At 69.2% G+C, this 13,599-nt stretch carries 14 protein-coding genes; 5 read left to right on the top strand and 9 right to left on the bottom strand.

Annotated elements, in window-relative coordinates; all coding sequences use genetic code 11:
* The first annotated feature begins 15 nt into the window (after positions 1 to 15).
* Positions 16 to 2,001 (top strand): aldo/keto reductase, encoded by a 1,986-nt coding sequence (locus tag ACYVIO_RS40620; protein WP_460656347.1) that lies wholly within the window; start codon positions 16 to 18, stop codon positions 1,999 to 2,001.
* Between the two features lie 43 nt (positions 2,002 to 2,044).
* On the opposite strand, the gene ACYVIO_RS40615 is transcribed toward ACYVIO_RS40620, so the two are convergent.
* The 8 genes from ACYVIO_RS40615 to ACYVIO_RS40580 are packed head-to-tail and all read right to left on the bottom strand — an operon-like array spanning position 2,045 to position 9,560.
* Positions 2,045 to 3,553 carry an ABC transporter substrate-binding protein gene (locus ACYVIO_RS40615; RefSeq protein WP_460656346.1) on the bottom strand — a complete coding sequence of 503 codons (1,509 nt, stop codon included), beginning with the start codon at positions 3,551 to 3,553 and terminating at the stop codon, positions 2,045 to 2,047.
* Complete coding sequence (locus ACYVIO_RS40610; protein ID WP_460656345.1) at positions 3,553 to 4,344, bottom strand: endonuclease/exonuclease/phosphatase family protein; 792 nt, start codon at positions 4,342 to 4,344, stop codon at positions 3,553 to 3,555. Before ACYVIO_RS40610 ends, ACYVIO_RS40615 begins: the two co-directional genes overlap by 1 nt.
* On the bottom strand, positions 4,341 to 5,009 hold the full coding sequence (locus ACYVIO_RS40605) for a histidine phosphatase family protein (protein ID WP_460656344.1): 669 nt from the start codon (positions 5,007 to 5,009) through the stop codon (positions 4,341 to 4,343). Before ACYVIO_RS40605 ends, ACYVIO_RS40610 begins: the two co-directional genes overlap by 4 nt.
* Positions 5,006 to 5,995, bottom strand: coding sequence for an ABC transporter ATP-binding protein (locus tag ACYVIO_RS40600; protein WP_460656343.1), 990 nt, complete (start codon positions 5,993 to 5,995; stop codon positions 5,006 to 5,008). The genes ACYVIO_RS40605 and ACYVIO_RS40600 overlap by 4 nt, the downstream gene beginning before the upstream one ends.
* A complete protein-coding gene (locus ACYVIO_RS40595) occupies positions 5,988 to 7,001 on the bottom strand; it encodes an ABC transporter ATP-binding protein (RefSeq protein WP_460656342.1) in 1,014 nt (337 codons plus the stop codon). The genes ACYVIO_RS40600 and ACYVIO_RS40595 overlap by 8 nt, the downstream gene beginning before the upstream one ends.
* Positions 7,001 to 7,882, bottom strand: a complete 882-nt coding sequence (locus tag ACYVIO_RS40590) for an ABC transporter permease (RefSeq protein WP_460656341.1) — start codon at positions 7,880 to 7,882, stop codon at positions 7,001 to 7,003. Before ACYVIO_RS40590 ends, ACYVIO_RS40595 begins: the two co-directional genes overlap by 1 nt.
* Positions 7,879 to 8,808 (bottom strand): nickel ABC transporter permease, encoded by a 930-nt coding sequence (gene nikB, locus ACYVIO_RS40585; RefSeq protein WP_460656340.1) that lies wholly within the window; start codon positions 8,806 to 8,808, stop codon positions 7,879 to 7,881. Before nikB ends, ACYVIO_RS40590 begins: the two co-directional genes overlap by 4 nt.
* Positions 8,808 to 9,560, bottom strand: a complete 753-nt coding sequence (locus tag ACYVIO_RS40580) for a helix-turn-helix domain-containing protein (RefSeq protein ID WP_460656339.1) — start codon at positions 9,558 to 9,560, stop codon at positions 8,808 to 8,810. The genes nikB and ACYVIO_RS40580 overlap by 1 nt, the downstream gene beginning before the upstream one ends.
* A 191-nt stretch (positions 9,561 to 9,751) precedes the next feature.
* On the opposite strand from ACYVIO_RS40580, the gene ACYVIO_RS40575 reads away from it, so the two are divergent.
* The 4 genes from ACYVIO_RS40575 to rpmB all read left to right on the top strand — a co-directional run bounded on the left by ACYVIO_RS40575 (position 9,752) and on the right by rpmB (position 12,445).
* Positions 9,752 to 10,696, top strand: coding sequence for a DUF6772 family protein (locus tag ACYVIO_RS40575; protein ID WP_460656338.1), 945 nt, complete (start codon positions 9,752 to 9,754; stop codon positions 10,694 to 10,696).
* A 9-nt stretch (positions 10,697 to 10,705) separates the two neighbouring features.
* Positions 10,706 to 11,023 carry a hypothetical protein gene (locus ACYVIO_RS40570; RefSeq protein WP_460656337.1) on the top strand — a complete coding sequence of 106 codons (318 nt, stop codon included), beginning with the start codon at positions 10,706 to 10,708 and terminating at the stop codon, positions 11,021 to 11,023.
* A gap of 36 nt (positions 11,024 to 11,059) precedes the next feature.
* Positions 11,060 to 12,103 (top strand): LacI family DNA-binding transcriptional regulator, encoded by a 1,044-nt coding sequence (locus ACYVIO_RS40565; RefSeq protein WP_460656336.1) that lies wholly within the window; start codon positions 11,060 to 11,062, stop codon positions 12,101 to 12,103.
* A gap of 120 nt (positions 12,104 to 12,223) precedes the next feature.
* A complete protein-coding gene (gene rpmB, locus ACYVIO_RS40560; protein ID WP_460656335.1) occupies positions 12,224 to 12,445 on the top strand; it encodes a 50S ribosomal protein L28 in 222 nt (73 codons plus the stop codon).
* Between the two features lie 93 nt (positions 12,446 to 12,538).
* Here rpmB and ACYVIO_RS40555 read toward each other — a convergent pair whose 3' ends face one another.
* On the bottom strand, positions 12,539 to 13,555 hold the full coding sequence (locus tag ACYVIO_RS40555; protein ID WP_460656334.1) for an SAM-dependent methyltransferase: 1,017 nt from the start codon (positions 13,553 to 13,555) through the stop codon (positions 12,539 to 12,541).
* Positions 13,556 to 13,599 lie beyond the last annotated feature (44 nt).

Here is a 13,599-nt window from a genome sequence, read left to right as displayed (position 1 = left end):
TCCCAAGGGGCATACGTGCAACTCGACAAGATTCGCTGGGGAATCCTGGGGACCGGCAACATCGCCTCCCGCTTCGCCAGCCAGCTCCCGTCCTCGTCCACCGGTGTCCTGGCCGCGGTCGGCAGCCGCAGCCAGGACTCGGCCGACGCGTTCGGGGACAAGTACTCGATCCCGAACCGGCACGCGTCGTACGAGGATCTGCTCGCCGACGACACCGTTGACGCCGTCTACATCGCCACCCCGCACCCGCTGCACCCGGAGTGGGCGATCAAGACGGCCGAGGCGGGCAAGCACGTGCTGTGCGAGAAGCCGCTCGCGATCAACCGGTCCTGGGCCGCGGCCATGATCGAGGCCGCCGTCCGCAACGACGTCCTCCTGATGGAGGCGTACATGTACCGGTGCCTGCCGCAGACGAAGCTGGTCGCCCAGCTGGTCCGTGACGGCGAGATCGGGACCGTGCACCAGATCCAGGCGTCGTTCGCGTTCCAGGCGCAGTTCCGGGCCGAGAGCCGGATCTTCGCCGACGAGCTGGCCGGCGGCGGCATCCTGGACGTCGGCGGGTACCCGGTCTCGTACGCCCGGCTGATCGCCGGTGCCGCGATCGGGCAGCCGTTCGCCAACCCGGCCGCTGTCACCGCCGCGGGCAAGGTCGGTGAGACCGGCGCCGACGAGTGGGCGGTCGCGACGCTGTTCTTCGACAGCGGGCTGACCGCGCAGGTGCAGACCGGCGTACGGCTGAAGGACGAGCCGTCGGTCAAGATCCTCGGCAGCGACGGGTTCCTGGTCGTCGAGGACCCGTGGTTCGGCGGCGACGGCAAGCCGACCCACGTCACCGTGCACAAGATCGGGCAGGAGCCGCGGGACATCTCCGCGGAGCCGGCCTTCATCTACGCCGCCGAGGCCGACGCGGTCGCCGCCGCGATCGAGCAGCGGCAGGCCCCGGAGATGTCCTGGGCCGACACGCTCGGCAACCTGGAGGTCCAGGACGAGTGGCGCAAGCTGATCGGGCAGCAGTACGCGAGCGAGCGCGACGACGCGGCGGTCCCGACCGCCACCGGCCGTCCGCTGGCCAAGCGCGACGACGCCCCGATGACCTACGGCACCGTGCCCGGCCTGGACAAGCAGGTGTCGCGGCTGGTGATGGGCGTCGACAACCAGAACACGTTGACGCACGCCGCGACGATCTTCGACGACTTCGTCGAGCGCGGCGGTACGACGTTCGACACGGCGTACATCTACGGCGGCGGGCGCGGCGAGAAGCTGCTCGGGCAGTGGATGAAGACCCGCGGCAACCGCAACGACGTCGTGGTCATCGGGAAGGGTGCGCACACGCCGCACTGCAACCCGGAGTCGATCGCCCGGCAGCTCAACGAGAGCCTCGAGCGGCTGCAGACCGACCACGTCGACCTGTACCTGATGCACCGCGACAACGAGGAGATCCCGGTCGGGGAGTTCGTCGACGCGATGGACGAGCAGTTCCGGGCGGGCCGGTTCAAGGCGTTCGGCGGGTCGAACTGGACCACCGCGCGCTTCGACGAGGCCAACGAGTACGCCGTTGCCAACGGCAAGCAGCCGCTGACCTTGCTGAGCAACCACCTCAGCCTGGCCCGCGCGTACGACGTACCGTGGAAGGGCTGCCGGCACGTCAGCGACGACGAGTCGCAGGTGTGGCTGCGGGAGCGGCAGGTCGCGCTGTTCCCGTGGTCGAGCCAGGCGCGCGGGTTCTTCACCGGGCGGGCCAAGCCGGAGGACACGTCGGACGAGGAGCTCGTGCGCTGCTTCTACTCCGACGAGAATTTCCAGCGCCTCGACCGGGCCCGGGAGCTGGCTTCGGCCAAGGGAGTGGAGCCGACCGCGATCGCGCTGGCCTGGCTGCTGCACCAGCCGTACCCGGTCTTCCCGCTGATCGGGCCGCGCCAGATCTCCGAGACCCGCACGTCCGTGCCGGGCCTCTCGGTGACCCTGAGCGGTGACGAGGTCGCCTACCTGACCGCGAACTGACGACTGGGCCGGCCTGCTCTCCGCAGGCCGGCCCAGTTTCCCTCTAGTTGCTCGATACCGTCACCTTCGCGAACAGCGGGCGGCCGCTCGGCGGCATCACGAAGTTCCGCACCCGCTCGCGATGCGCGCTGTTGCTGGCCAGGTCGGCCGGGAAGATGCCGACGGCATCGTTCCAGATGGTCTGCCCGGCCTCGGTGTAGAGCTTGGCCCGAGCGCCCTGGTCGATCGACGTCCGGGCATCGAGCAGCAGCTTGTCCAGCGCCGGGTTGCAGTACCCGTTGCGCTTGGCCGAGCAGACGTAGAGCCGCGCCAGCGTGTAGTCGGCGTCACCAGTGCCACTCACGTTGGTCTGCAGGTTCATGTCCCAGTTCAGCTTGCCGAAGTCCTCCAGCCACTGGGCCCGCTCCTTCTCCAGCGGCTGCACCTTGACGCCGATCTTGGCCCAGTCCGAGATCATCGCCTGCGCCAGCGCGCGGATGTTCGGACCGCCTTCGAGCGGCCACTGCATCGACGTACTGAAGCCGTTCGGGAGGCCTGCCTGGGCGAGCAACTGCTTCGCCTTCGTCGGGTCGTACGCGTACGGCGCGAGCTTGGGCGCACCGATCACGCCCTGCGCCAGCGGTGCCTGCGCGACCGTCGCCAGATCGCCGAACAGGTCCTTGACCAGGCCCTCCAGGTTCAGCGCGTGCCACATCGCCTGCCGCACCCGCGGGTCGTTGAACGGCTTGCGGTTGTGGTTGAACCAGTCGAAGTAGTACGTCCAGCTCGGCGTCGTCGCGTAGGTGATGCCCTGGCTGTCCTTCACCGACGCGACCTGGTCCGGCGGGATCTGCGTGAGCACGTCGACCTCGCCGTTCTCCAGCCCGGTGATCCGCCCGGCCACCTCGGGGATGTTGACGAACTCGAGCTTCGACAGCTGCGGAGCACCGTCCCAGTACGACGGGTTGGCGGCCAGCTCGAGCTTCTCGTCGGGCTGGAACTGGCTGACCGTGAACGGTCCCGTCCCGATCGGCTTGTTGAAGAACCCGTCGGCGTCGACCTTGCCGGCCGGGCCGATGAACAGCAGCGTCAACGAACTGAGCAGCGTGCCGAGCGGCTTGCTCGTCTTCACCGTGAGCGTGGTGTCGTCGGTCGCCTCGAACGACTTCACGCTCGCGTAGAGCGGGACCAGCGGGCCGTCGAGCTTCTGGTGCCGCTGGTACGACGCGACGACGTCCTTGGCGGTGAACGGCGTACCGTCGCTGAACTTGACGCCCTCGCGCAGCTTGAACACCCACGTGTTCGGGTCCGGGTTCTGCCAGGACGCGGCCAGGACCGGGACGATCTTGCCGCCGTCGACGCGGACCAGCGGCTCCATGATCTGCTGGATCGCGGTCTGGACCGCCTCCTCCCCGGCGTACTTGTGGGTGTCCAGCGAGACCGGGAACATCGCCGGCGCGTAGCGCAGCACCTGGTCGCCCGCGCCCGGTTCGCTCGCCGGCGAGCAGGCGCTCAGCCCGGTCGCCAGCGTCGTCACGGCGACCAGCGCGGCCACCACCAGCTTTCGCTTCATCAGTCGTTCTCCTCTTGGCGGGTGTACGTGTAGGTGGCGGCGACCGGGTAGTGGTCGGACGGCGCGCGGCCGGCCTGGAAGTACTCGACGACCTCGCTGGTGCGGACGGCGAGCGGGCCGCGGGAGAAGATCCAGTCGATCGCCTTCGGCGGCGAGGCGAGCGGCGAGAGCTTGGTGCCGATCGGGCCGGGCGCGACGGTCGGGATGACCGGGTGCGTGGCGGGGGAGTGCCGGCCGAGTGCAGTGAAGCTGTCGAGGAAGCCGGCGTTGCCGAGTTCCCACTGGGGTGGGCCGATGTCGTTGATGTCGACGGTGAACAGGCACGCGCCGTCGCCGGCGAGGCGTTCGAGCTCCTCGGCGATCTTGCGGGCCTGGGTGACGCGGCGGTTGACGTGGTCGGTGCGTTCGTCGGGGTGGCCGGGCCAGGTGAGGTGCGCCGTACTGAAGAGCAGGTCGGGGCCTTCGATGGGTCGGAGGCGGACCCAGAAGAGCTTGGCGTCTTGGGAGAGGATGCCGACGTCTTCGGCGCCGTACTCGATCGGTTCGAAGAGGTCGCGGCGCCACCAGAGGTTGCTCTGGGTCTCCCAGCCCTCTGCTTCGTGGACCCGGTCGTGCATGCTCAGGGTCTTGTCGAGGAGGTCTCTCGTCACGCCTCTGAGTTCCTGTACGGCGAGGAGGTCGGGTGGACGGGTCTCGAACAGGCTGGCGATGGCGTCGCGGCGGGCCTCCAGGTGGAAGTCGGCCCAGAGGTTGTAGGTCATCGCGACGAAGCTGAACGTGCTGAGGCTCATGCCGGCTGCTCCTCGGCGGAATCGGTGAGGACGGAGGTCGGCGTGTTGTACGCCGTGAGACTGGTCGCGGTGAGCTGCTCGTCCACCCGGAGGGTCGTGAGCGAGCAGTTGACCGGGGGATCGAGGAGGACCTGGTCGCCGGGTGGGAGCCGGAGCGCGGACGCGGCGGCGACGCGGATCGGGCCGCCGTGCGTGCCGACGAGGACTCGGCGGGCGCCGCTGGCCGCGATCTCTTGAACTGCTTCCCACACGCGGGTGCGGAGTTGGGCGAAGGTCTCGCCGCCGCCTCGGGCGACGTCTTCGCCTCGGGCGAAGGCGGCTACTACCTCGGGTTCTTCGGCGAGGACTTCGGTGAAGGTGCGGCCGCCCCAGGTGCCGACATCGATCTCGCGCCAGCGGGGATCGATCCGCACACGTGGGACCGGGCTGGGCTCCCCGCCGGGCAGCGGGCTGATGGCGTCCAGGTAGGGGCGCAGGGTTTCGGTGACGCGTTGGAGGTCGCTGACGACGATCGCGTCGAACGGCGTACCGGCTAGGTACTCGGCGGCGCGTTTGGCCTGGTCGTGGCCCAGTGGGCTGAGGCCGGTGCCCTGCTGGCCCTGGTAGCGGTCTTCGGCGTTCCAGAGGGACTCGCCGTGGCGGAGGAGGACTAGTTCTACGGTCATGTGGGGGCTCCGGCGAAGTGGCAGGCGGCGGGGTGCTGGGCGAGGCGGATCTCCAGCGCGGGGTCGGCGGTCGTGCAGGTGTCCTCGGCCTTCCAGCAGCGTGTGCGGAAGCGGCAGCCGGACGGCGGGTCGGCGGGGGACGGGACGTCGCCGCCGATGATGATCTGCTCGCGTGGTGGACGGGTCCACGGTTTCGGATCCGGTACGGCGGACAGCAGCGCCTGCGTGTACGGATGGATCGGGCCGGTGAACAGTTCGTCCTGCGGCGCGGTCTCGACGATCCGGCCGAGGTACATCACCGCGACCTGGTCGGAGATGTGCCGGACGACGGACAGGTCGTGCGCGATGAACAGGTACGCGAGGCCGAGGTCGCTGCGCAGGTCCGCGAGCAGGTTGAGGACCTGGGCCTGGACCGACACGTCGAGCGCGGAGACGGCTTCGTCGCAGATCACCAGCTTCGGGCGGAGCGCGAGGGCGCGGGCGATGCCGATCCGCTGGCGCTGGCCGCCGGAGAACTGGTGCGGGTAGCGGCGGGCGTGGTCGGGGTTGAGGCCGACGCGTTCGAGCAGGTCGCGGGCCTCGGTGTGGTGCTTGCTGCGCGGTACGACGTCGGGGTGGATCTCCCAGGCCTCGGAGATGATCTGCTCGACGGTGGCGCGCGGGTTCAGGGAGGCGTACGGGTCCTGGAAGATCATCTGGAGCTGGCGGCGTACTCGGCGCATTGATGCCTTGGGCAACGAGGTGAGCTCTTCGCCCTCGAACTGGATGCTGCCGGAGGTGGCCTTCTCCAGGCCGACGATCGTGCGGGCCACGGTGGACTTGCCGGAGCCGGACTCGCCGACCAGTCCGAGGGTGCCGCCGGGCATGACGTCGAAGGAGACGCCGGCGACGGCCTGGATCTGGCCGACGGTCCGACGGAGAACCGAAGAGCGCATGGGAAAGGACGTGTGCAGGTCTCGGACGGAAAGAAGAGGGGAGTCAGGCATCGCGCAGAGCTCCGTGGGGCTGGGGCAGGATCTGGTCGGTGTGGTGGCAGGCCGACTGGTGGGGGAGGGACCCGGTGGGGGCGGGGGCCGGGCGGAGTGCTGGTTCCTGCTCGGCGCAGAGCTGATCGGCCAACTGGCAGCGGGGGCGGAAGGAGCAGCCGGAGGGGAGGTGGAGGAGATCCGGCGGGGAGCCCTGGATCGGGGTGAGGCGTTGGCGGGGGCCGTCGATGACCGGCACCGACGCCATCAGGCCGGCGGTGTACGGGTGCGCGCTGTGGTCGTAGACCTCGCGGATCGGGCCGGTCTCGACCACGCGGCCGGCGTACATCATCACGACGCGGTCGGCGACGTCCGCGACGACGCCGAGGTCGTGGGTGATCAGGACCAGCGACATGCCTTCCTCGGCCTGCAGGCGGGCGAGCAGCTGCATGATCTGGGCCTGGACGGTGACGTCGAGCGCGGTCGTCGGTTCGTCGGCGATCAGCAGCTTCGGCGACAGCGCGAGGGCCATCGCGATCATCACGCGCTGCCGCATCCCGCCGGAGAACTGGTGCGGGTAGTCGTCCAGCCGCTTCTCGGCCGCGGGGATGCCGACCCGACGCATCAGGTCGAGCGCCTCGGCGCGGGCCTGCTTGCGGGACGCGCCGCGGTGTTTGCGGAACATCTCGCCGATCTGCGCGCCGACCCGGAAGACCGGGTTGAGCGAGCTGAGCGGGTCCTGGAAGACCATCGCGATCTCCCGGCCGCGCAGGCTGCCCGCCGTACCGGGAGCGAGCAGGTCGCGGCCGTCGTACGAGATGCTGCCGCCGGTGACCTTGCCCGCGGGCTTGGGCACGATGCCGAGCACAGCCTGCGCGGTGACGCTCTTGCCGCTGCCGGACTCGCCGAGCAGCGCGACGGTCTCACCAGGCTGTACGTCGAACGACGCGCCGTCGACCGCCTTCACCGTGCCGGCCGAGGTGGAGAACTCGACGCGGAGATCTTTGACGCTCAGCAGGGCCGTCATCAGAGGCTCCTCAGTCGCGGGTCGTAGCGGTCGCGGAGGGCGTCTCCGAGAACGCCGAGGGAGACGACCAGGAAGGCGAGCGCGATGCCGGGCACGGTGGAGATCCACCAGGCGTCGGCCAGGTAGTTGCGGCCGTTGGCGATCGTGACGCCCCAGCTCGGTGTACTGGCCGGGGTGCCGAGACCGAGGAAGCTGAGCGATGCTTCGGCGAGGATCACGTGACCGATCTCGACCGTCGCGACGACGAGGACCGGTGCTACCGAGGCCGGGAGGATGCAGCGGCGGATCAGGCGCCAGGTGCCGGCGCCGAGGGTTCGCGACGCGTCGACGAACTCGCGGCGTCGAGTCGCCAGGGCTTGGCCGCGGGCGACCCGGGCGAACGTGACCCAGTTGGAGACCGCGAGCACGATCACCACGTTGACGACGCTCGGCCCGAGCAGGGCGGCGATGAAGATGGCCAGCAGGATCGAGGGAAACGCCAGCTGGATGTCGGCCAGGCGCATCAGTACGCCGTCCAGCCAGCCGCCGAAGTAACCGGCCGCGATGCCGACGGTGACGCCGATCGTCCCGGCGAGCAGCAACGTGGCCAGGCCGACCGCGATCGAGATCCTTGCCCCCTGCAACATCTGGGCGAGCAGGTCCTGGCCGACCTGGTCGGTGCCGAAGATGGCCAGCGAACCGTCGGACAGGCGGCTGCCGGGTGGTTTCAGGCGGTCCGCCGTACGGGTGGCGACGGAGTCGAAGCCGATCAGGAACGGGCCGGCGACGGCGGCCACGATGTAGACGGCGATCACGATCAGGCCGAACCGGATGCGGGCGTTGCCCGCCCTTGTTTTGCGGGCGGTTCGGACAGTGGGGAGGGCGAGTTCAGCGGACGTCATCGGTCACCAGCCAGGCGGACGCGGGGGTCCAGGAAGCCGTAGAGCAGGTCCACGAGCAGGTTGATCAGGACGAAAATGGTCGCCACCAGGAGGATGGCGGCCTGCACGACGCCGTAGTCGCGCTTGCTGATCGAGTCGATCAGCAGCCGGCCGACACCGGGCCAGGCGAAGACGGTCTCGACGATCACCGTGCCGCCGAGCAGCGCGCCGAACTGGAGACCGACGACGGTGACGATCGGGATCAGCGCGTTGCGCAGGGCGTGGACGAGGATCACGCCGCCTTCGGCGAGGCCTTTGGCTCTTGCCGTTTGGACGTAGCCCTCGTGCACGACCTCGAGCAGGCCGCTGCGGGTGAGGCGGACGAGGATCGCGAGGAACGGCAGAGCGAGGGTGACGGTCGGGAGGACCAGGTGCGCCCAGCTGCCGGAGCCGGAGCTCGGGAGGACCTGGAGGTTGCGGGCGAAGACCAGGATCATCACGATGCCGAGCCAGAACGACGGGGTGGACTGGCCGAGCAGGGAGAACACGGAGATCGTGCGGTCGAGCCAGGTGTTGGCCTTGAGCGCGGCGATCACGCCGAGCGGCAGGCCGATCAGGAGGGAGAGCAGGAGCGCCGTACTGGCCAGCTGGATGGTGGCGGGGACTCGTTGCATCACCAGGGTCATCGAGTCGGTGCTGAGCCGGAAGGACTGGCCGAAGTCGAGGTGCACGACGTTGGTCAGGTAGGTCGCGTACTGCTGGGCGAGGGAGTGGTCGAGGCCAAGTTGGGCTCTGAGTGCGTCGACCTGCGCCTGGTCGGCGTCGGGGCCGAGCATGATGTACGCCGGGTCGCCGGGGACGAGGCGGAGTACGACGAAGATGATCGTCACCGCACCCCAGAGCACGAAGATCGAGAAGAAGAGGCGCCGGACGACGTACGAGCCCATCAGGCGCCCCGCCTCAGAAGTGCATCAGTCAGGGTGGGACCGAGCTGGGCCGCTGTGCGGTGCAGGGCGGGGAGCGAGCGGCGGATGTCGGCGAGGGATGCCGGGTGAGGGAGTTCGGCGCCGAGAGCACCGACACAGTGGCCGCTGTCAGGGACAGGGACAGCCACCATCCGAGGCAACGACGCCACCTGTCGACCGTTGTGGGCAAAGCCGAGTTCACGGACCCGCTGGAGGACGGTGAGCAGGTCGGGGCCGGCTTCTACCTGGTCCGGGGGAAGAGCAGCTAAGTAGGCCCGCCCGAGGGCGCTCGACCGGAGAGGCACCGCGTCGCCGGAGCAGACTTGATCAGCGGATTGGGGGCGGGCTACCGCCGCGGACCACCTCGCTCCGCCGGCGCCCAAAGGGCGCTCGGCCTGCGGCGGCTGGGCTACTGCCGCTACCTCCAGCACGACTCCGGCGGTGCGGGGGAGTGGTCTGGCGAGGACGACCAGGCAGTTGAGGTGGGTGGCTGCTTCGGTGAGCAGGTCGGGCTGCGGGGTGGTGGTCCGGCGTAGTGACGACAGGCCGTCCGTGGCGCAGTAGAGGTGGTCGTCGACCCGGCGGGCCAGGCCGTGGGTGCAGAAGGTCGCGAGGATGCGGTGGACCGTGCTCTTGTGCAGGCCGATCGTGACGGCCAGCTCGGTCACGCCGTACGGGCGGTCCTGGCGGTTCAGTTCGGCGAGCACGGTGAGAGCTCGGCTCAGCGACTGCATGGCGACCTCGATTCGGGCAGAGGAGAGGATCGCTACATGAACGTTAACGGTAGCGTTAATGCACCGTAGAAGCGTGATATTTGAGTGTCAAGAGACCAGTGTTCCGGAGGGCGCAACGGTCGATTGACGGCAAATTCCCGTGAACGTTAACTTCAGGAGCCCTTCACCCCAACCTCCTGAGGAGGCTCCGCGTGACCACATCCGACATCCGGTCCGCCCTGCTGGCTGCGGATCCCCGGCTGTCCAAGTTCAAGCCGCTGCCCCGGATCCTGGCCTTCGACGAGTTCGACAGCGGCACGCACGGCTGGTGCGAGCTGCTCGGCAACTACAACGGCCGCGGCGACCTGAGCACGGTCGACGCCCACATGCGTGACTTCCGGCCGCCGCAGCTGTCGGCCTGCAACTTCTTCGACATCGGCACTCACGGAGCGATGAGCGGCACGTACGCGCTCAAGCTCGCCACCCGCCCGTACAAGGGCCACACGGCGGTCGCGATCCGCCGGCTCACGATGAGCGGCCGCGGCCTGGTCCAGCTGGAGACCTACTTCGCGTTCAAGTCCGAGGCGACGCTCGGCGGTGGCGACGAGCTCGACACCTTCGGCGACGTCCAGTGGGACGGCAACACGCACCCGTCCGAGGCGCAGTTCGGTGCGTTCACCGTCGCGACCGACCTGTGCGGCGACGGCGGCCTGCGCTACCACACCGTCGCGCGCTACCAGAACACCGATCTGGACAACCACTTCACCCGGCGCTGGATGGCACCGACCGTGCCCGAACCGACGCCGCGCGAGCACTTCGAGGGCAAGGTGAAGCTCGAGTACGCCGCCGACTTCACCGCGCCGAACCCCGAGGACTGGCAGGCCTTCGGCGACCCGCAGGAGCTCTGCTACAACGAGGTCCCGACCAAGGTGAACTGGCACTACCTGCGCTGGCTGGTCGACACCGACGCGCGCAAGAACGTCGAGCTGCAGGTCAACGACCGGGTGATGGACATGCGCGACGTCCCCGTTCCGCCGTACGAGGAACGCTACGAGACGCTGGAGAACCTGCTGAACTTCTACTTCTCGGTGCGCACCCACTCGAACGTGCGCAACTTCCTGTTCCTCGACTCCGTGCTCATCTCGGTGGATTGGTAGGTCACGGCCATGCGACAGTCCATGACGGCGGTCCTCGAACGCGACACCGAGTTCGCGAAGGACTTCGACACCGAGCCGTACGAGGTGGCCTGGGCCGGTGAGGCGCGCTGGTTCGTCCAGCACGTCGACGGCGACGGTACGGCGCGCTACGTCACGCAGGTCTCGCCCGACGGCATCACCTGGTGCGACCTGGACGGCACCGAGCACGCGGTCGAGCCGGGTGCGCTGGTGTCCTGGCCGGCCAGCGGCTTCGGTCACTGGCTCCGCCTGCGCGCAATCGTCGACGGCACGGTGCGCGTCCGGATCCACTTGGCGATCAAGGCTTAGTCTTCTCAGCCTGATGGGGTGGGACGGGGAGGTGCGATGACGGAGGCTCGGCGGGCGACGCTGCGCGACATCGCCGGTGCGCTGGGGCTGTCGGTCAACACGGTGTCCCGCGCGCTGGCCGACAAGGACAGCGTCAGCGCGGCCACGCGCGCCGCCGTACGGGCCGAGGCCGCGCGGATCGGTTACGTGCCGAACTCGCTGGCCCGGTCGCTCGTGCTCGGCTCGGCGATGACGCTCGGCCTGGTCATCACCAACCCGTCCAACCCGTTCTATGCCCAGCTGATCAGCAGCATCGAGCTCGGCGCCCGCGCGCAGGGGTACTCGTTGCTGCTGCTGGTCACCGACGAGAGCGCGGAGAACGAGCAGCGCGCGACGGATGCGCTGCTGCGGTCCGCGGTCGACGGCGCGATCGTCGTACCGGTGCAGGACGAGTGGGACCACTGGCGGCGGGTTCGCGACTCCGGGATCCCGATGGTGTTCGTCAACCGCGACGTGCCCGAGGTCGACTGCGACATGGTCGGGGTCGACAACGAGCGTGGCGGGTACGAGGCGACCGCACACCTGATCGCCGGGGGCGCGCGCCGGCTGCTGGTGCTGGAGGAGGATCTGCCGATCACCACGACGGCCGATCGGGTGGCCGGGTTCCGGCGGGCGATGGCCGATGCGGGGCTGGAGGTGTCGGACGGCAGCGTGCGCGCCGTACCGACGAAGCGGTACGACTCGCTGGCCTTGCCGTGGCAGCCGGAGGAGGCGTACCGGGTCGCGTCGGCCGTGCTGGCCTCGGGTGAGCGGCCTGACGGGATCGTCACCGGGAACGACTACTTCGCGCTCGGACTGCTGCGGGCGCTGGCGGAACTCGGCCTCGACGTACCCGGTGATGTGGCGGTCACCGGGTACGGCGATCACCCGTACGCCGGCTACCTGCAGACCCCGTTGACGACGGTCCGGCTACCGGCCGCGGAGGTCGGGACGACGGCCGTCGAACTGCTGTTGCGGAGGATCCGTGAGCGGAGTTCGGATCGACCGCGTAAGATCCTCATCAGGCCCGAGCTCGTGGTACGAGCTTCGACGGCGAACTGATCCTTGTGGCCCAGATCACGGGGCCCCCGGACCCACCAGACCGAATTGGTCGGGCCCACAGACGCTGTGTAACATGGTCTGTCGGCGTACGACCCTGAACACCCTTGACCACGGAGAATCATGTCTAAGAAGTGCGATGTTTGCGGCAAGCAGCCGACGTTCGGCAACAGTGTTGCCCGGCTGGGTAAGGGCGCGATGATCCGCCGGGTCAAGGCGCGTACGCCGCGGCGGTTCAACCCCAACATTCAGCCGTTCCTGGCGGTCATCAAGGGCACCCCGACCAAGATGAAGGTCTGCACCTCCTGCATCAAGGCAGGCAAGGTTCAGCGCGTCGTCGGCTAGTACTCTTCCGGCTCCCCGATGAGCCGGTCTCCGTGCAGGGCCTCGTAGGCGTCCGGGATGTCCCGGGCGCCTACTGCTGTTGTACGACGCAGGTCAGCGGGCGCGCGCGACGACGGTGATCTCGCGGCGGTTGTGGTGCAGCTGGCGGGCGTGCAGGACGTCGTACTCCTTGCTCAGGACATCCATTCCGCGTCGCGCGGTGTCGAGCGGGTTGCGGCCGCCGCCCTTGAGCGTGACGACGGCCAGTGCGCCGCGGCGCAGGTGCGGTACGGCGTCGAGCATGACGCGGGCGCTCATCACCGGGTCCATCCGCATGTCGTTGACGACCACGTCGAATCCGAGGTCGTTGCGGCGGAAGAACTCGCCGGCCGTCGTCGCGATGTGGTGGATGCGGCGGTCGGAGTCGAGGCGCGGGTCGAGAGCGCCGGGGTCGACGGACCAGACCTCCTGGTCGTACTGCCGCAGGATGCGCGTCCAGCCGCCCGGGCTGGCGCCGAGGTCGAGGCCCTTGCCGCCGGGCTTCAGATCGAGGTGGAAGGTCCGGATCGCCTCCTCGAGCTTGAACTCCGAACGCGAGACGCGCTCGTCGGACCGCGCCAGGCGCATCCGGCCGCCGGGCCAGTCCGCGAGGCTGTCGTCGAGCCGGTTGAGGCCGATCAGGACCGCGCGGTCGGAGACGAAGCAGGAGACGACGACGTCCTGCTCCGAGCGGGTGACCTCGATCCCGCGGGCGCCGAGGGCCTCGTCGAGCAGGTGGTAGTAGGTGCCGCCCGTCCCGGCGCCGTCGGTCCAGGTCTGGACGGCCAGCGCCTTCGGGTGCTTGGGGAGCTCGGCCAGGACCAGGTCGGCCAGCTCGTGCGGCGGCGGTACGTCGTACGGCGGGAAGCTCGCGATCTCGACGGTCAGGTGCCGGACGAAGATGATCCGGCCCTCGTCGCAGGCTCTGGCCAGCTCGTCGACCGGAGGGACGTCGCTGGTGATCCGCCCGAGGTCGCCGCTGACGCGCTCGACCCCGACCTGCGGGCCGAACTCCTCCCGGATCTCCCGCACGGCCAGGTCGTAGCTGTCGGGCGAGACGGAAAACAGGATCGGAGCAGTCGAGGCAGGCACAACACATAGTAAGTGCCTGGTCAGTACCGGATAACCTTCCCGGC

It is taken from the genome of Kribbella endophytica, from assembly GCF_054781295.1.
This window is presented reverse-complemented; position numbering and strand designations above follow the sequence as displayed.

Coding starts and splice junctions, on each gene's coding strand:
- ACYVIO_RS40615 (WP_460656346.1), bottom strand. CDS start 3,553: ATGAAGCGAAAGCTGGTGGTGGCCGCGCTGGTCGCCGTGACGACGCTG.
- ACYVIO_RS40610 (WP_460656345.1), bottom strand. CDS start 4,344: ATGAGCCTCAGCACGTTCAGCTTCGTCGCGATGACCTACAACCTCTGG.
- ACYVIO_RS40605 (WP_460656344.1), bottom strand. CDS start 5,009: ATGACCGTAGAACTAGTCCTCCTCCGCCACGGCGAGTCCCTCTGGAAC.
- ACYVIO_RS40600 (WP_460656343.1), bottom strand. CDS start 5,995: ATGCCTGACTCCCCTCTTCTTTCCGTCCGAGACCTGCACACGTCCTTT.
- ACYVIO_RS40595 (WP_460656342.1), bottom strand. CDS start 7,001: ATGACGGCCCTGCTGAGCGTCAAAGATCTCCGCGTCGAGTTCTCCACC.
- ACYVIO_RS40590 (WP_460656341.1), bottom strand. CDS start 7,882: ATGACGTCCGCTGAACTCGCCCTCCCCACTGTCCGAACCGCCCGCAAA.
- nikB (WP_460656340.1), bottom strand. CDS start 8,808: ATGGGCTCGTACGTCGTCCGGCGCCTCTTCTTCTCGATCTTCGTGCTC.
- ACYVIO_RS40580 (WP_460656339.1), bottom strand. CDS start 9,560: ATGCAGTCGCTGAGCCGAGCTCTCACCGTGCTCGCCGAACTGAACCGC.
- ACYVIO_RS40570 (WP_460656337.1), top strand. CDS start 10,706: ATGCGACAGTCCATGACGGCGGTCCTCGAACGCGACACCGAGTTCGCG.
- ACYVIO_RS40565 (WP_460656336.1), top strand. CDS start 11,060: ATGACGGAGGCTCGGCGGGCGACGCTGCGCGACATCGCCGGTGCGCTG.
- rpmB (WP_460656335.1), top strand. CDS start 12,224: ATGTCTAAGAAGTGCGATGTTTGCGGCAAGCAGCCGACGTTCGGCAAC.